This is a genomic window from Brevundimonas sp. DC300-4 (genome assembly GCF_049897365.1).
Taxonomy (GTDB): Bacteria; Pseudomonadota; Alphaproteobacteria; order Caulobacterales; family Caulobacteraceae; genus Brevundimonas.
In genome coordinates, this window is the sequence record NZ_JAFCWC010000001.1 from 209,331 (window position 1) to 226,623 (window position 17,293).

At 67.4% G+C, this 17,293-nt stretch carries 14 protein-coding genes; 10 read left to right on the forward strand and 4 right to left on the reverse strand.

Annotated elements, in window-relative coordinates:
- Window positions 1-49 precede the first annotated feature (49 nt).
- The gene (locus ACP7AZ_RS01030) at window positions 50-1,036 is read left to right on the forward strand and encodes a helix-turn-helix transcriptional regulator (RefSeq protein ID WP_426035235.1); all 987 of its coding nucleotides are present in this window, start codon (window positions 50-52) and stop codon (window positions 1,034-1,036) included.
- Window positions 1,037-1,166: 130 nt separating this feature from the next.
- On the opposite strand, the gene ACP7AZ_RS01035 is transcribed toward ACP7AZ_RS01030, so the two are convergent.
- Window positions 1,167-2,609 carry a helix-turn-helix domain-containing protein gene (locus ACP7AZ_RS01035; protein ID WP_426035237.1) on the reverse strand — a complete coding sequence of 481 codons (1,443 nt, stop codon included), beginning with the start codon at window positions 2,607-2,609 and terminating at the stop codon, window positions 1,167-1,169.
- 188 nt (window positions 2,610-2,797) lie between these two features.
- Between ACP7AZ_RS01035 and aceA the strand changes: the two genes are divergently transcribed.
- The gene (aceA, locus tag ACP7AZ_RS01040; protein WP_426035239.1) at window positions 2,798-4,078 is read left to right on the forward strand and encodes an isocitrate lyase; all 1,281 of its coding nucleotides are present in this window, start codon (window positions 2,798-2,800) and stop codon (window positions 4,076-4,078) included.
- A 19-nt stretch (window positions 4,079-4,097) separates the two neighbouring features.
- Window positions 4,098-4,316 (forward strand): hypothetical protein, encoded by a 219-nt coding sequence (locus ACP7AZ_RS01045; RefSeq protein WP_426035241.1) that lies wholly within the window; start codon window positions 4,098-4,100, stop codon window positions 4,314-4,316.
- Here ACP7AZ_RS01045 and ACP7AZ_RS01050 read toward each other — a convergent pair.
- Window positions 4,307-6,706 (reverse strand): ATP-binding protein, encoded by a 2,400-nt coding sequence (locus ACP7AZ_RS01050; protein WP_426035243.1) that lies wholly within the window; start codon window positions 6,704-6,706, stop codon window positions 4,307-4,309. The genes ACP7AZ_RS01045 and ACP7AZ_RS01050 overlap by 10 nt on opposite strands.
- A gap of 174 nt (window positions 6,707-6,880) precedes the next feature.
- Between ACP7AZ_RS01050 and ACP7AZ_RS01055 the strand changes: the two genes are divergently transcribed.
- The 6 genes from ACP7AZ_RS01055 to phoB all read left to right on the forward strand — a co-directional run bounded on the left by ACP7AZ_RS01055 (window position 6,881) and on the right by phoB (window position 13,536).
- Window positions 6,881-8,281: a sensor histidine kinase gene (locus ACP7AZ_RS01055; protein ID WP_426035245.1), complete on the forward strand. Its 1,401-nt coding sequence runs from the start codon at window positions 6,881-6,883 to the stop codon at window positions 8,279-8,281.
- Between the two features lie 147 nt (window positions 8,282-8,428).
- Window positions 8,429-9,871 (forward strand): phosphate ABC transporter permease subunit PstC, encoded by a 1,443-nt coding sequence (gene pstC, locus ACP7AZ_RS01060; protein WP_426035247.1) that lies wholly within the window; start codon window positions 8,429-8,431, stop codon window positions 9,869-9,871.
- Window positions 9,864-11,177: a phosphate ABC transporter permease PstA gene (gene pstA, locus ACP7AZ_RS01065; protein ID WP_426035249.1), complete on the forward strand. Its 1,314-nt coding sequence runs from the start codon at window positions 9,864-9,866 to the stop codon at window positions 11,175-11,177. Before pstC ends, pstA begins: the two co-directional genes overlap by 8 nt.
- A gap of 118 nt (window positions 11,178-11,295) precedes the next feature.
- Window positions 11,296-12,099 (forward strand): phosphate ABC transporter ATP-binding protein PstB, encoded by an 804-nt coding sequence (gene pstB, locus ACP7AZ_RS01070; protein WP_426036047.1) that lies wholly within the window; start codon window positions 11,296-11,298, stop codon window positions 12,097-12,099.
- Window positions 12,096-12,833: a phosphate signaling complex protein PhoU gene (phoU, locus tag ACP7AZ_RS01075; RefSeq protein WP_426035251.1), complete on the forward strand. Its 738-nt coding sequence runs from the start codon at window positions 12,096-12,098 to the stop codon at window positions 12,831-12,833. Before pstB ends, phoU begins: the two co-directional genes overlap by 4 nt.
- 13 nt (window positions 12,834-12,846) lie before the next feature.
- On the forward strand, window positions 12,847-13,536 hold the full coding sequence (gene phoB / locus ACP7AZ_RS01080; protein WP_303695483.1) for a phosphate regulon transcriptional regulator PhoB: 690 nt from the start codon (window positions 12,847-12,849) through the stop codon (window positions 13,534-13,536).
- Here the strand turns inward: phoB and ACP7AZ_RS01085 are convergent.
- Complete coding sequence (locus ACP7AZ_RS01085) at window positions 13,512-14,393, reverse strand: bile acid:sodium symporter family protein (RefSeq protein ID WP_426035253.1); 882 nt, start codon at window positions 14,391-14,393, stop codon at window positions 13,512-13,514. The two genes, phoB and ACP7AZ_RS01085, sit on opposite strands and share 25 nt — an antisense overlap.
- A 173-nt stretch (window positions 14,394-14,566) precedes the next feature.
- Here ACP7AZ_RS01085 and ACP7AZ_RS01090 point away from each other — a divergent pair, with 173 nt between their 5' ends.
- Window positions 14,567-16,369, forward strand: coding sequence for a gamma-glutamyltransferase family protein (locus tag ACP7AZ_RS01090; RefSeq protein ID WP_426035255.1), 1,803 nt, complete (start codon window positions 14,567-14,569; stop codon window positions 16,367-16,369).
- Here ACP7AZ_RS01090 and ACP7AZ_RS01095 read toward each other — a convergent pair.
- Window positions 16,363-17,292 carry an Hsp33 family molecular chaperone gene (locus ACP7AZ_RS01095; protein ID WP_426035257.1) on the reverse strand — a complete coding sequence of 310 codons (930 nt, stop codon included), beginning with the start codon at window positions 17,290-17,292 and terminating at the stop codon, window positions 16,363-16,365. The genes ACP7AZ_RS01090 and ACP7AZ_RS01095 overlap by 7 nt on opposite strands.
- Window position 17,293 lies beyond the last annotated feature (1 nt).

Consider the following 17,293-nt stretch of genomic DNA (forward strand, 5'->3'; position numbering starts at 1 on the left):
ATAGGACAGAGTTACGTCAGTTTCGGACGTATCATTTCGGAGGCGACGCGTGCGGCACGACAAGGCGGTCCTGGTCATCGAACTGGCGCGGCGCATGGCGGCTTCGGCCGAAGGGCTGACGCTGGACGAAATGGCGCACGAATTGCGGGTTGGCCGACGCACGGCCGAGCGGATGCGGGACGCGGTGATCCTGCTCTTTCCGTCGGTGGAGGAGGTGTCGGACCCGCCGACCAAGCGCTGGCGCATTCGCGGCGGCTTGTCGGCCTTCGAACAGGCCCCGACGGCGACCGAACTGCTGGAACTGTCCAAGGCGGCGCAGGGACTGAGGACCGCAGGCGAGGCCGGGCGGGCGGCGGCGCTCGAGGGGCTGGAACGCAAGCTCAAGTCGGCGATGCGGTCGACGACCCTGAACCGGCTGGCGCCCGACCTCGAAGCCTTGGTGCGGGCCGAAACGATCGCCGTTCAGGCGGGGCCCAGGCCGAACGCGGACGAGGCCATGCTGGCGGCCATCCGGGGCGCGGTGCTGGCGCAATCGCCGCTGGGCTTCACCTACTCACGGCCGGGTGCTGAGGCGCGGCGGCGCAGCGTGGCGCCCTGTGGCGTCATGTTCGGGCGCGCCAACTATCTGGTCGCGGCGGACCGGGACAGCGGGAGGGTGCAGACCTTCCGCCTCGACCGGATGAGCGCGGTGGAGGCCTTGGCCGGATTCGCCCCGCCGCCTCCGGAATTCGACCTGTCGGTCTTCGCCAGCCAGTCGTTCGGCATCTATCAGGATGAGATCGAGGACGTGGTCCTGCGCGTCTCGCCCGAAGGGGCGGCCGAGGCGCGCGGCTGGCGCTGGCACCCGACCCAGACGCTGGAGGATCAGGCGGACGGATCGGTCATCGTGCGGTTCCGGGCCTCGGGCATGCGGGAGCTGGCCTGGCATCTGTTCACCTGGGGCGAACAGGTGAAGATCCTGGCGCCGCAACGGCTGAAGGCTGTGATGGCCGGGGAACTGGCGGCGGCGCAGCGGGCGTTGGACAGTGCGTCCTAGAGCATGATCGTTTCTGGTGGGCCCGCTTTGCGGGCCTGACATGAAACGTGAATCATCCTCTCGCCATGATCTGGAGCCCGATTCACGGTCTCAGCGGACTCGCGAAGCGCGTACTCCTCGGCCGATCAGTCTAGGCCGCCGCGAACGGGTAGGGGCTGACCGATTTCGACCAGTCGTCGACGCGTAGCGCCCGGTCCACCGGCGGGGCGGCGCGTTCGGCGCAGGGATGTCGATGACACAGGCGGCAGGCCGGGCCGATCGGGGTGACCTCCGGCGCGGTCAGGTCGAGGCCGCGGGCATAGATGAGCCGATGTGCGTCCTTCAGCTCGCAGCCCAGGCCGATGGCCAGGTCGTGGGGCTCGCCGTAGCCGTCGTGTCCCTGGCGATCGACGGTGCGGGCCAGGGTGAACCAGCGCTGGCCGGGTTCAGTGTTCTGGGGGGGCGTCTCGATGATCTGGGTGACGAGGCGGCCGGGCGTGCGGAAGGCCGAATGCAGCCGCCAGCGCGCGCAGGCGCCGCCGAAGCGGGCGAAGGGGAAGGCACCCGAGGCATAGCGTTTGGAGACATTCCCCGCCTGATCCACCCGCATCAGGAAGAAGGGCACGCCGCGCGCGGAGGGGCGCGACAGGGTCGTCAGCCGGTGGGCGACCTGTTCGAACGACGTGCCGAACCGGGTCTGGAGCCGCGCGATGTCGTAGCCGGTCGCCTCGGCCATCCGCTGGAAGGCGGCGTAGGGCATCAGGATGGCGGCGGCGAAGGTGTTGGTCAGCGAAACCTTGAGCAGGGCGCGTGTGATGTCGTCCGGCGGCCGGGCGGCGTCGGCCAGGGCCGACAGCTCGGCCTCGTGTTCGGACAGGGCCAGTTGATAGGCGGTGGCGAAGGCGCGGGACGACGGATCGAGCGTCTCGGATAACAGCAGGCGCCGGCGGTGCGGGTCGAAGCGGCGGGTCCATTCGACCATGACCTCGGCGGGCATAACCCGGACTGACAGATTATGGCGGCTCTGAAGGCGCGCGCGCGCGAGGGCCTCGAATCCGTCGCCGGTCTGGTTGGGGTCCAGCGCCGCATGCAGGGCCTCGCCCAGGGCATCGAGTTCGGGAAAATGGTTGGCGCGTGACTGGATATGGTCGCGCACCCAGTCGGCCGGGGAGGGGCCGATTGCAGACTCGCCGCCGTCGATCAGGGCGGCGCGGGACCGGTCGCGCTGTTCGGCGAAGGCGCGGTAGAGGCGCAGCAAGGCCTCGACGGCGCCGGGCGCGTCGTCGGCCAGCAGCAGTAGCTCGTGACGGGGAACCTCGAGGCCCTGAAACAGGGGGTCGGCCATGACTTCCGATAATTCGGCCTCACCAGCCGCGCCGGACTGGCCCAGCTGGCGCAGATCGACGTCATAGGTCTGGGCCAGCCGCAGCAGGAGCTGTGCGGAGACCGGGCGCTGGTTGCGCTCGATGTGATTCAGATAGCTGGGCGAGACGCCTAGGTCGCCGGCCATGGCCGTCTGGGTCAGGCCCCGATCGCGCCGCAGCCGCTTCAGGCGGGCGCCGAGGAACAGCTTGCGATCGGCCGTGGTGTCCATCGGTATCTCCTCCGTGCAGCCCGGCGAAGGGGATAATTGTCATGATATGTCATAAATAGCAAGGTCATTATATGACAACATGACACGAACCTTAGGGTCTATTCTGTATCAAAAATGACAGTGCCGTGTTCTCTGAGCTGACCGAACCGGCGCGACGTTCGCCCCGGTCAGATCCTGAGCAGAGCGCCATGACCACCTTCGCCGATCTCGTCCCTTCGCCCAAAGGCCGCTTCGACGGCATCGAGCGCCCCTACACGCCGGAAGACGTCCTGAAGCTGCGCGGTTCGGTGCCGATCACCCACACCCTGGCCGAGCGCGGCGCCAACCGCCTGTGGGAGCTGCTGCACACCGAGCCCTTCATCAACGCCCTGGGCGCCGTCACCGGCAACCAGGCGATGCAGATGGTCCGTGCCGGACTGAAGGCCATCTATCTGTCGGGCTGGCAGGTCGCGGCCGACGCCAACACGGCCGGGGCCATGTACCCGGATCAGTCGCTGTACCCCGCCAACGCTGCGCCGGAATTGTGCCGCCGCATCAACCGCACTCTGCAGCGCGCCGACCAGATCGAGCACGCCGAGGGCGGCGCCAAGCGCGACTGGTTCGCCCCCATCGTAGCCGACGCCGAGGCCGGTTTCGGCGGGCCTCTGAACAGCTTCGAGATCATGAAGGCCTTCATCGAGGCGGGCGCCGCGGGCGTCCATTTCGAGGACCAGCTGGCATCTGAGAAGAAGTGCGGCCACCTGGGCGGCAAGGTCTTGATCCCGACCCAGGCCCATATCCGCAACCTGGTCGCGGCGCGTCTGGCGGCTGACGTCATGGGCACGCCGACGATCACCGTGGCCCGCACCGACGCCGAGAGCGCCCAGTTGATCACCTCGGACATCGATGAGCGCGACCAGCCCTTCATCGACCGCGAGAACCGCACGCCGGAGGGCTTCTTCCGTCTGAAGGAAGGCACGGGGCTGGACCATTGCATCGCGCGCGGCCTGAGCTACGCCAACATCGCCGATCTGCTGTGGTGGGAGACCAGCCACCCGTCGCTGGAGGACGCCAGGAAGTTCGCTGAAGCGGTCCAGAAAGAGCACCCCGGCAAACTGATGGCCTACAACTGCTCGCCCTCCTTCAACTGGAAGGCCAAGCTGGACGACGCCACCATCGCCAAATTCCAGCGCGAGCTTGGGGCGATGGGCTACAAGTTCCAGTTCGTGACCCTGGCCGGCTTCCATGCCCTGAACAACTCGATGTTCGAACTGGCCGACGGCTACCGCGACCGCGGCATGGCGGCCTACTCCGAACTGCAGCAGCGCGAGTTCGCCAACGAGGCGGCGGGCTACACCGCGACCCGTCACCAGCGCGAAGTGGGCACCGGCTACTTCGACACCGTCGCCACCGTCATTTCCAATGGGCAGTCGTCCACGACCGCCATGAAGGAATCCACCGAGACTGCGCAGTTCGTCGCGGCCGAATAATCAAACAGGAGAGACGCATATGGAACCGCTCAGCCGCCCCCAGGCCATTATCGACTTCTGCATGGCGCCCCTCGCGCTGGACTCCGGCGCTGAGGCCGAACGTGAAGTCCGCCGTCGTCTGGAGCACGTCATCAAGACCTACCAGACCAAGCTGGCTGTCGCCTCGGCGCCCACCACGGTCGACTTCAGCCAGATGCCGTCACAGGTGATCAACGAAGCCGCCCACGGCTACGAGTAGAAAGACAGAAGCCGCCGGCACTTCGCAGTGTCGGCGGCTTCCGCTGTGTCGGAAAGCGGTGTTGGCGGTTCACGTCGCCGAATTTTTGCAGTTAAGGCCGCAGCGGATTTTTGCTGACTCTCACCACCGAGTTCCGCCACCAGCGCGAGCAACTCGGCCGCGTCGAACGGCTTGGCCAGGTGGCGGTCGGCGCCGGCCGCCCTTGCCGCCGCGACGTGATCGGGCAGGGCATTGGCCGTCAGCATGACGATCGGCGCGCGGTCCAGGCCCATGGCCGCTTCGTGCAGGCGAATCTCGCGCACGGCCGTCAGGCCGTCCATCACCGGCATCTGCATGTCCATCAGGATGATGTCGAAACCTTGGGCGCGGCAGGCTTGCAGCGCCTCGGCGCCGTTCTCGGCCTGAACCAGATCGATCGCCGCCTGGGACAGGATGAGCTCGACGACCTTGCGATTGGTCGGATGGTCGTCCGCGACGAGCACGCGCAGGCGCTGGTTCGAATGATCCTCGGTCGCGGGCGCAGCCGCCGCCACGGTCGGCTCCGCCGGCGCCTCAGCCATGGTCAGAGGGAGCGTCAGGATGAAGGCCGAGCCGCCACCGGGCTCGCTCTCGCAATCCAGTTCGCCGCCCATCAAGTCCGCCAGCTGACGGCAGATGGCGAGGCCCAGGCCGGTCCCGCCGAAGCGGCGGGTGATGGTGCCGTCGGCCTGTTCGAAACGGGTGAACAGTCGGGCCTTGGCGGCGGCGTCGAAGCCGACGCCGGTGTCCTCGACGGTGAAGCGCATGATCCGCGCGCCGGCCCGGTCCTTGCCGACGCAGGCGGTCAGGCTGACGAAGCCGGTGGTGGTGAACTTTACCGCATTGGAGACGAGATTGGTCAGGACCTGCTTCACGCGCACGACGTCGCCGCGCACCCAGACTGCGGCCTCCGGCTCGATCTCGACGAAAAACTGCAGGCCCTTGTCGGACGCCGGTTCTCTGTAGAGCTGAGCGGCGTCGTTGACGGCGCGGGTCAGGTCGAAGATCTCGTCGGCGATCTCAAGACGGCCGGATTCGACGCGGGCGAGGTCCAGTATGTCGCTCAACAGGGTCTGGAGCGTGTTTCCCGACGACTGGATCAGATCCAGCATCTCGCGCTGTTCGGGGGCCAGGCTTGTGCGAGCCAGCGCCTGGGTCAGGCCGATGACCCCGTTCAGGGGCGTCCGGATCTCGTGGCTCATGTTCGCCAGGAACTCGGACTTCGCCCTGTTGGCCGCCTCCGCCGCATCGCGTGCCTCGGCCAGCGACTTGGCGTCGCGCTTCAGGTCGGTGATATCATTGACGACGGTGACGATGCCCCCGTTCGAGGTGCGGCGGTCCTGGACGCGCAGCCAGCGGTCGCCCGCGATCTTTTGCTCCAAGGTGTTCGACAGGTGCCGGCGGGACGCGAGGCGATCCTCGATCCATTGCTGTTCGCGACCGAAAGCATCTTCGTAAAGGCCTTGCTTGAGACCCCTCTGGAGCAGGTCGCGGAAGCGAACGCCGACAGCGAGGGCATTGGCGACCTCGGGATTTACCTCCGCGTAGCGTGCGTTCCAGATCAGCAGGCGGTCGTCGGCGTCGTAGAATCCCAGACCGTCCGGCATCGTGTCTATGGCTTCCCGAAGATGGTTCAGCACGGTGGAGCGGCCCCACAGGCCCAGGCTCGTCACGATCGAAGCGATAATGACCACCAGGGTGGCCCCGGCGACGACCCATAGCAGCAGGCCCGATTGCGAGATCAGGCTGGGGGACAGGACCGAAGACGGATCGGGAGCGATGCGCATCGCCGCCATGGCGCCGAAATGCAGGGTGACGACGCTCAGCACCGCGAAGGCCGTATTCGCGGGGACGCGCCACCAGCCGTCTCGCTTGACCCACAAGGCGGTGCAGAGCGAGAGCAGGATGCTGAGGCCCACGGCGGCGGCTGCGGTGCTTAGGTCCCAGGAGAGCGCGGCCCCTTGAATACGCATGGCGGCCATGCCGATGAAATGCATCGACGCTACGCTCGAGGCCGCGAGCATCGCGACCAGGGCGCGCGTCAGGCGAGAGCCGCCGTTCAGGGCGACGGCGACGCCGAGAATCATTCCGGCGATGACGATCCCCAGCGACAGCAGGGTCTCGCCCGCAGCGTAGCGGATCACGGCGTCAGATCGGTAGCCGAGCATGGCCAGGAAATGGGTCGCCCAGACCGCCAGGCCGCCGACCAGGCCGGCGACGGCCCCGTAGGCCATCCTCATGCGCGTGGCGCTGTGGCGGGCCCTGCCTATCATGGCGATGCAAGTGGCCAGACCGACCGCGCAGACGGTCGCGGCCAGCAGCGTCAGCCGCCAGTCATGCTGGACCACCAGGCAGTTCACTATCCAGTTCAAAGGCGCCCATTCCCCGACGTTCGCGATCACTCTGAACCGCAGAGGTAAAAAAACTGGTGTATGATCAAGCGGGATGGCGGGCTCGAATCCGCTCGCCTTACCGGGCTGTCCCGTTCTAGGAAAAAGAGGAAGACGCCGGAGGGCCGCGCGTCGGGCGGGAGGCGCGACGACACCATGCCGTTCGACGAGTCTCCGTCCCCCGTCGCCCCGCTCGCCACCTCCCGGCTGTGGACCAACGGCGCTATCGGCGGCGTCGCCATCATCATCATGCTGGCCCTAGCGGCCGCGCGGCCGGACGCGGCCGCCTGGTTGCTCGCTGGCGCCGGCGTCATCGGTTTCACGACGCTGATGGGCCTCAGAGGGGCGCGCAAGGTCGCGAAAGAGACTTCTGCGGTCGCCGTCGGGGCGAGCCTTTCGGCGCCCGAAAATGCCGGCCTGCTGGACAGCGTGTTCGAGGCTCTGGACGACCCCGTCATGATCGTCAGCGGCGGGGAGGCGGACGACATTGCCGGCCGGCGCATCGTGCTCGCCAATCGCGCCGCGCGTGAAGTGCTGCGCATCCAGCGAGAAGGCGCCCTGCTGGTGTCAGCGATGCGCGACCCGAACGTACTCGAGGCGGTGGACGAAGCCCTGTTCGGCGGCGTGAGCCGGACGACGGACTACAACGCCGCCGGCGCCCGGACGCGGCACTGGAAAGCCTGGGTGCGCCCGCTGCCTTCACCGGACGGCATGACCATGGCTCTGCTGGGCCTGCGAGACGAGACGGACGTGCGGCGCATGGAGTTGATGCGTGTCGACTTCCTCGCCAACGCCAGCCACGAACTCCGCACGCCATTGGCTTCGCTGAGCGGCTTTATCGAAACGCTGAAGGGACACGCCAGGGACGACCCGAAGGCGCGGGACAAGTTCCTCGACATCATGGCGGCCCAGGCAGACCGGATGGGACGGTTGGTCGCCGACCTGCTGTCGTTGAGCAGGATCGAACTGAACGAGCACATCCCGCCATCGGGGAAGGTCGATCTGCCCCGCGCGGCCTCGGACGTGGTCGACGCCATCAGCGTGCTGTCGCAGGAGAAGGGCGTCACCGTCCTGCTGGATGTGGAGCCAGGCGACGCGCGGATCACCGGCGACCGCGACGAGATCGTTCAGGTCATCCAGAACCTGACGGACAACGCGATCAAATACTCCCTGGTCGGCGGCACGGTGGACCTGACGGTGCGGCACGGGCTGGACATCGAGGCCGCCGCGGCATCGCGCGTGCCCGGGGCGACCCGCCTGTCATTGCTGACGCCCGACCGCGAGGCCGGGGCGCGCTATGTGGTGGTGACGGTGCGCGACTACGGGCCGGGAATGGCGCGTGAGCATCTGCCGCGGCTGACCGAGCGGTTCTATCGCGTCGAGGGCCAGAAGAGCGGGGAGCGTCCGGGGACGGGCCTGGGGCTGGCGATCGTCAAGCACATTGTCAACCGACACCGCGGCGGGATGACGGTGGAAAGCGCCCCGGGCGAAGGATCTTTGTTCAATGTCTATTTTCCGATGGCGACCGCGTCGAGGAGCATATCGGAGCCGGCCTGACCGTCGAAGAACGGCGATCGTTTACGACGTTGCAGAACTGTCATCCAGCCGTCTTAATCCGCTGACCATCCAAGGGCAGGTTCCGCGCCTGGACGGGCCGGATTTCCGCGCACGCTCTGATTCTGGCGTGCGCGCTCGCGGGACCTGATGATCTGGCTTGTGATTCCTCTCGTGGCGGTGTTCGCCGTGCTCGCCTATCTGGCCGGGCGCGGCATGGCGCAGCGTCGCGCCGCGGCGCTGCGCGGCGGGCAGAAGGCGCACTCGCGGCCTGAGCAGCACGGCTATTACGCCATGATCTGGGTCGCCGTGCCCGCGCTGGTCGTTACCATTCTGGCGGGGGTCTTTTCCGGTCCTGTGGCCCACAACCTTCTGGCAGCAGATGCACCGGCCTCGGTGCAGGCGCTGGAGCCCTTCCGCCGCGAGGCCTTTTTCAATGACGCGCGGCTGACGGGGGAGGGGCAGCGCGCCTTTCAGGTCTGGTCGGGTGACCTGGGCGAAGCCCTGACGGCGGAAGCGGCCCGCTCTGCCCGCCTGCACCAGACCCTGACCTGGGGCGGCGTCCTCGCCGCAATCCTGGCGGCGGTGATGGGCGGCCTGTTCGCCTGGAGCCAGGTCCGGCCGACCCTGCGGGCGCGGAACCGGGTCGAGGGCTGGATCGGCGGCCTGCTGTTCGCCTGTTCCGCCGTGGCCATCCTGACCACTGTCGGCATCGTCTTCTCCCTGTTGTGGGACAGCCTGCGCTTCTTCCAGGCCGTGCCTGTGACGGAGTTCCTGTTCGGCACCCAGTGGAGCCCGCAGATCGCCATCCGCGCCGATCAGGTCGGGTCGTCGGGCGCTTTCGGGGCCGTGCCCCTGTTCGCCGGCACTTTCCTTATCATGATCATCGCCATGATCGTGGCCGCGCCGGTCGGTCTGTTCTCGGCCATCTATTTGTCTGAATACGCCAGCGCCCTGTCGCGCGGGATCGTCAAACCGGTGCTGGAGATCCTCGCGGGCGTGCCGACGGTGGTCTACGGCTTCTTCGCCGCCCTGACGGTGGGCCCGGCGTTCCGCGAGTTCTTCAACGGCCTCGGCGCGATGATGGTCGGCGGACCTCTGGACGGCATCGGGCAGTACCTGATGCTGGTCCAGAACCAGATGGCCCTGGTGGCCGGGGCGGTCATGGGGATCATGCTGATCCCGTTCGTCTCGTCCCTGTCCGACGACATCATCAACGCCGTGCCCCAGTCCCTGCGCGACGGTTCCTATGCGATGGGCGCGACCAAGTCCGAGACGGTGAAGCGGGTGCTTCTGCCGGCCGCCCTGCCAGGCATCGCCGGCGCCCTGTTGCTGGCCATGTCGCGGGCAATCGGCGAGACCATGATCGTGACCATGGCGGCGGGTCTTGCGGCGAACCTGACGCTGAACCCGCTCGACACGGTGACCACGGTCACGGTCCAGATCGTCACCCTGTTGACCGGCGACCAAGAGTTCGACAGCCCGAAGACGCTCGCCGCGTTCGGCCTCGGACTGACCCTGTTCCTCGTCACCCTGCTGCTGAACATCGTCGCCCAGCGGATCGTCCAGACCTATCGGGAACAGTATGACTGAGACCGGCGCAGACAAAATGTGGGCGCGTCTGGCCGCCGAGGATCCCGCGCGCGCGGCGCGACTGCAGCGCGGGCTTAAGAAGCGCTATGCCCGCGAGGGACGATTCAAGCTGTACGGCATCCTGGCGGTCTCCGTGGCCATCGGCTTCCTGCTGCTGCTCCTGGGCCGGATCATCGAGCAAGGGCACACAGCCTTCTACGCCAACCAGATGACGGTGCAGGTCTATATGGATCCGGCCCGGATCGATCGCACCTATCCTCAGGGCACCAATTTTCAGCAGATGGTGGCGCAGCAACAACTGGCCCGCCTCGGCGAAACGGACGACGCGCAGGGCACGAAAGCGACGGCCTATCGCTTGCTTATCTCCTCGGAGCTGAAGTTCCGCGCCGCCGATCTGATCCGCAACGACCCGTCGCTGATCGGCCGGACGGTGGAGATCACCGCCCCCGTATCGGATGAGGCGGACCTCTATTACAAGGGCGAGATCACCCGCGAGACGGCCGCCGATCAACGCCGCGTCAGCGACGAGCAGATGGCCTGGCTGGACGGGCTGAAGCGCGACGGGCACGTCTCGACGACCTTCAACGCCCAGCTGTTCACGAACGGCGATTCGACCGAGCCGGAGTTGGCCGGGGTGTTCGGCGCGGTGGTCGGTTCGGCCCTGATGCTGCTGGTCACCGCCCTGATCGCCATTCCACTGGGCGTCGGCGCCGCCGTCTATCTGGAGGAGTTCTCCCGCAAAGGCCGGATCACCGACCTGATCGAGGTCAACATCAACAATCTCGCGGCCGTGCCGTCGATCGTCTACGGCCTCCTGGGCGTAGCTCTGTTCATCAACTGGATGCACCTGCCGCGATCGTCGCCGCTGGTTGGCGGGCTCGTGCTGGCCCTTATGGCGCTGCCGACCATTATTATCGCCACGCGTTCGGCGTTGAAGGCCGTGCCGCCGTCGATTCGCGAGGCGGCCCTGGCCATGGGCGCCAGCCGGACCCAGACGGTGTTCCACCACGTCCTGCCCCTGGCCATGCCGGGCGTAATGACCGGCACCATCATCTCCATGGCTCACGCCCTCGGCGAGACTGCGCCCCTGCTGCTGATCGGCATGGTGAGCTTTGTGCCGGGCATCCCGGGCGCGATCGACGAGCCGGCCGGCGCCCTGCCGTCGCTGGTCTATATCTGGGAGAACGCCTCGGAACGCGCGTTCCACGAGCGGACGGCTGCGGCCATCCTCGTTCTCCTCGCCTTCATGATCGTCATGAACGCCGCCGCGATCCTGCTGCGTCGGCGGTTCGAGCGTCGGTGGTAAGACAATGAAACTTCCCTTCTTCCGTAGCCCTGACGGGCGAGAGGGCGGCGGCTCCGCCGGCCCGACCGAGCGCCGTGACGAATCCGTCCTGACGCCCGTACCTGAAGCCGCCGGTGTCATGGCCGGGCGCGTGCCCGAGGTGAAGTCGCCGTCGGCTCCTGCGGGCCCGACCAAGATCGCCGCGCGGGACGTCTCGGTCTTCTACAGCGACAAGCAGGCTCTGTACGACGTCTCGCTGGACGTGCCGGACAAGACGGTCACCGCCCTCATCGGCCCGTCCGGCTGCGGCAAATCAACTTTCCTGCGCACGATGAACCGGATGAACGACACCATCCAGGGCTGCCGCGTGACCGGCAAGATCCTTATGGACGGCCAGGACATCAACGCCCGCTCGGTCGACCCCGTGTTGCTCCGCGCCCAGGTCGGGATGGTGTTCCAGAAGCCGAACCCCTTCCCCAAGACCATCTACGAGAACGTCGCCTACGGCCCCAGGATCCACGGTCTCACGACGTCGAAGTCGGAGCTGGACAGAATCGTTGAAAGCTCGCTGAAGAAGGCGGGCCTGTGGGACGAGGTCGCCGACCGTCTGCACTCGGCCGGTACCGGCCTTTCGGGCGGCCAGCAGCAGCGTCTGGTCATCGCGCGCGCCATCGCGGTGAACCCCGAAGTCATCCTGATGGACGAGCCCTGCTCGGCGCTGGACCCGATCGCCACGGCCCGGATCGAGGAGCTGATCGACGAACTGCGCGAGCGCTACTGCATCGTCATCGTCACCCACTCGATGGCCCAGGCGGCCCGCGTGTCGCAACGCACGGCCTTCTTCCACATGGGTCGTCTCGTCGAGCACGGAAACACCGAGGAAATCTTCACGAATCCCCGCGAACGGCGCACGCTCGACTACATCACGGGACGCTTCGGTTGAACCAGCACACGGTCAAGGCCTACGGCGACGAACTGAATCAGCTGACGGCCGAGGTTGCCCGCATGGGGGGGCTCGCCGAGGCCCAGGTGGCGGATGCGGTCGAGTCGGTCGCGCGTCGCGACATCGCCCTGGCGCGGGCTGTGGTCGAGCGCGACGCCAAGGTCGATGCGATGCACCGCGACATCGAGAAGAAGGCCATCCGCCTGATCGCTTTGCGCCAGCCGGTGGCGTCGGATCTGCGCAAGACCCTGGCGGCGATGAAGCTGTCGGTCGATCTGGAGCGCACCGGCGACCTGGCCAAGAACATCGCCAAGCGCGCCCTGTCGCTGGCCGAGACCGAGCCGATGCAACCCCTGACCCGCTCGATCGAGCGGATGGGCAAGCTGGTGTCGATGCGGCTGCGCGACGTTCTGGACGCCTATACGGCCTCGGAGATCGACCGGGCCATGGCCGTCTGGGCGTCCGATGACGAGGTCGACGAGCATTACAACGCCCTGTTCCGAGAACTGCTGACCTACATGATGGGCGATCCGCGCACGATCAGCGCCTGCACCCATCTGTTGTTCATGGCCAAGAACCTTGAGCGGATCGGGGACCACGCGACCAACATCGCCGAGGTCATCCACTACGAGATCACCGGCGACGAGATGACCGGCGAGCGCCCGCGCTGGACGCCTTCGCCGGGCGACTGGGATGCGGATTCGGGGCACCTGCCCACGCCACCGACGACCTGACGGAGAGACCTGAGTGCAGCCCTATATCCTGGTGATGGAAGACGAGGACGCCCTGGCGACCCTGCTTCAGTACAACCTCGAAAAGGAGGGCTACGACGTCGTCGTCGCCGCCGACGGGGAGGAGGGTCTGGTCCAGATCGACGAGCGTCAGCCGGACCTGGTCTTGCTCGACTGGATGCTGCCCAAGGTCTCGGGCATCGAGGTCTGCCGGCGTCTTCGCGGCCGGCCCGAGACGCGCAACCTGCCGGTCATCATGCTGACCGCGCGAGGCGAAGAATCGGACCGGGTGCGCGGCCTCGACACGGGCGCCGATGATTATCTGACCAAGCCCTTCTCAATGACCGAACTGATCGCGCGGATCCGGGCCGTGTTGCGTCGTATCCGGCCGGGCCTGGCCGACGACCGCGTTGGGCACGGCGACATCATCATCGACCGGGTCGCCCATCGCGTGCGTCGCTCGGGCAAGGAGGTCCATCTGGGCCCGACCGAGTTCCGCCTGCTGGACCACTTCATGCGCCACCCGGGCCGGGTCTTCAGCCGCGAACAGCTGCTGGACGCCGTCTGGGGCTCCGACGTCTATGTCGAGGCCCGCACCGTGGACGTCCACGTCGGCCGACTGCGCAAGGCCCTGAATGTCGAGGACAGCGCCAACCCGATCCGCACGGTGCGGTCGGCGGGCTATTCGCTGGATCTCGAAGGCTGAGCCTTCGCTGATCCCCGCGTGATCAGCACCCCGAAAGCCGCCGCCAGCGGGAACATCAGGACACCGTAGACGGCCGCCGGCAGCGACATGTCGATGTTTCCCAGCACCGACTGGGCGATGACGATGGCCAGGGTAGCGTTGTGCAGCCCGACCTCGAAAGCGCTGGCGATCGACTGTGGCCGGTCGATTTTGAGCAGGCGGGGGATCAGGAATCCGATCCCCAGACTGATCAGGCATAAGGTCACGACGACGCCGGCCAGGGCAGCGAGATTGGCCGTCAGCACGTCGAGTTGAGCCGACACGGAGCCGATGATGACCAGGGTCAGGATGATCACCGAGGCGATCCGCACGGGCCTGTCCATGGCCGCCGCGAAGCCGGGCCTCAGCGCGCGCACCAGCATGCCCAGCGCCACCGGCGCCAGCACGATCATGAACACCTCGATCGTCTTGGCCAGCTGAAGTCCCACCTGGCCGCCGCCGGGCTGGAAATAGCCGAGCGACAGATTGACCACGATCGGCAGGGTGATCACCGCCACGACCGAGTTGATGGCGGTCAAGCTGATGTTCAGCGCCACATCGCCCCGGAACAGGTGGCTGTAGAGGTTCGCCGTCGTCCCGCCCGGCGACGCCGCCAGCAGCATCATGCCCACAGCCAGCACCGGCGGCAGCCGGAACAGCAGCACCAGGCCGAAGCAGACCAGCGGGAGGAGAATCAGCTGGCAGGCCAGGGCGATGGACACCGCCTTCGGCTGTCTCCCGATCCGGACGAAATCACCGGTCGTGAGGCTGAGCCCCAAGCCGAACATGATGATCCCCAGCGCGACCGGCAGACCGATGACGGTGATGGCTGAACCCATGAGCGTGTTCCCCCGACGCGGTTTTGCGCCTTTTGGGGGTCAGCGTGTCACGTGATGCCCGGAGCACCAAGCCACGGCGCAGCGTATCGAACGACGCCCGCGCCGGCCCTGAGTCTTTCCTCCGCCCCCGAAACCGCTACGGTCCCGGCCTCAGTCTTAAGGGAGTCTCGCCCATGCGCCGCCGTACCTTCCTGTCGACCCTGCCCGCCGGGGCGTTGATGGCGACAGCCGGGACGCCCGCCGCCTCCCGACCTGTCATCCAGGCCCGGCCCGAGAACCCGTTCGTTGGCGTCACCATGGGCGACCGGATCACGGGGGCTCCGTTTGCGGGCCGCTCGACCGTCTGGGGCATGAACGGCGCGGCGGCGACGGCGCATCCGACGGCGACCCTGATCGGGGTCGACACCCTGAGGCGCGGCGGCTCGGCGATCGATGCGGCCATCGCCATCAACGCCGCCCTGGGCTTCCTCGAGCCGACCGCCAACGGCATCGGCGGCGACGCTTTCTGCATGCTGTGGGATCCGGCGCAGCGGAAGGTCGTCGGCTTCAACGGGTCTGGAAACAGTCCCCTCGCGTTGTCGCTTGAGACGGCTCGCAGCCGGGCGGTGGACGGCTACCTGCCGCGCTATGGCGCGGTGACGGTCAATGTGCCGGGCACGGTGGACGCCTGGTGGAGCGCGCACCAGCGCTACGGCAAGCTGCCGTGGAAGGACGTGCTGATCCCGGTCGCCGAACTGTGCGAGCAGGGCGTGCCCATGCCTCAGACCATCGCCTGGTACATGGAGCGCAACATGGCCGGGTTCGACCGGGCCGGGGGCATCGAGGAGAACGACAATCGCAAGGCCGTCTATGCGCCGGGCGGACGGACGCCGCGCGTCGGCGAGGTCTTCGCCAATCCGCACCTCGGTCGCATGCTGAGGCTGATCGCCGAGGGCGGCCGCGACGCCTTTTACGAAGGACCGATCGCCGAACAGATCGAGCGCTATTTCCGGCGCATCGGCGGCTGGATGACGCGGGCGGACCTGGCCGCGCACCGGACCGAATGGGTTCAGCCGATCCGGACCGACTATCGCGGGGTCGATGTCTATGGCCTCGGACCGAACACCCAGGGCCTGTCGACCAACCAGATCCTCAACATCTGCGAGCAGTTCGACCTGAAGGGTATGGGCTTCCAGTCGGCGGCCTCGATCCATCACCAGGCGGAGGCCAAGCGGCTGGCGTTCGAGGATCGGGCCAAATGGTTCGCCGACGACCGGTTCTCGCAGACGCCGGTCGAATGGCTGAACTCCAAGCCCTACGCCGCCGAACGGGCACGGCTGATCCGGCCGGACCGGATTATGGACCGCGCCTTTCCGGGCGATGCGCCGACCCAAGGCGACACGACCTATTTCAGCGTCGCCGACAAGGACGGGATGATGGTCAGCTGGATCCAGTCCAACTATCGCGGCATGGGCTCGGGGCTGGCGCCCGACGATGGCGAACGCCCGCTAGGCTTCATGTTCCAGGACCGGGGCGAGCTGTTCGCCCTGACCGACGACCATCCGAACGTCTACGCGCCGGGCAAGCGGCCCTTCCACACCATCATTCCCGGCTTTGCCTGCAAGGACGGGGAACCGTGGATGGCGTTCGGCGTGATGGGCGGCGGCATGCAGCCCCAGGGCCAGGCCCAGATCATCATCAACATGGTCGACTATGGCCTCGACCCGCAGGAGGCCGGGGACAGCCCGCGCTGGCAGCATGAGGGCTCATCCGAGCCGACAGGCCAGGCCGCCGAGGGCGCCGGAATCCTGCATCTGGAAAACGGCGTGCCGCAGGCGACGCGCGCCGGTCTGGAACAGCGTGGGTGGGTCCTCGGCCCGACCGACGGCGGCTTCGGCGGCTATCAGAACGTGGTGCGTCAGGACAACGGCGAAGGCCGCTGGACCTATGGCGCGGCGACTGAAATGCGCAAGGACGGGATCGCCCTGGCCTATTGAGCCTGGGCCTCCGCCGCCTCAGGGGCGAGCTTGTAGAGCGTGCCGCAGTATTCGCAGGTGACGTGGATCTTGCCGTCGGGCTCGACCATGTCGGTGCGTTCCTCCGGGCCGAAGGAGGCGAGGACGCCGGCGATGCGCTCGGCCGAACAGCGGCACTGGGCCTTCAGAGCGCGGGCGTCTTCCAGCCGCACGCCGTCCTCGTGGAACAGGCGGAACAGCAGGGTCTCGGGCGTGATGGTCGGATCGACCAGTTCGTCGTCGGCAAGCGTCTGGAACAGGGCGCGGGTGCGGTCCCAGACCTCCTCGGTCGAGCCGCGCGCATCGTCGGCGGCGATCAGCTGGATCAGGGCGCCGCCCGCGCGCCACGTCGTGCCGGTCTCGTCGGTGACGGAGCCGACGGCGAGGCGGACCTTGGTCGGGATCTGCTCGGACTGGACGAAATAGTGTTCGGCGGCCAGCGACAGGCTCTCGCCTTCAATCGGCGTGATGCCCTGGGTGCGTTCGAAGTCGGGTCCACGATCCAAGGTCATGACGAAGACGCCCTGGCCCAGCAGGGTGCGGGCGCCGGGGCGCGAGAAACCGCTGGATGCGGCGGCGACCTCGTCCTCGTCGAAGCGGCAGTAGCCGCGCAGGTGACCGTCAGTGTCGTAATCGGCGACGACATAGCGGACCGGACCGTCGCCCTGGGCCTGGACGATCAGCCGGCCTTCGAACTTCAGCGCCGAGCCAACCAAGGCGGCCAGCGCGCAGGCCTCGCCCAGCAGGGCGGCGACCGGCTCGGGATAGGCGTGGGCCGACAGGATCTTGTCGATGGCGTCTCCGAGACGGACCAGGCGGCCGCGCACAGGCCAGCCCTCGATCTGGAAGGCGGCGGCGAGGTCGTCGGTCGGCGCGGAAACGGCGGCAGGCTCGTGATCGGTCACG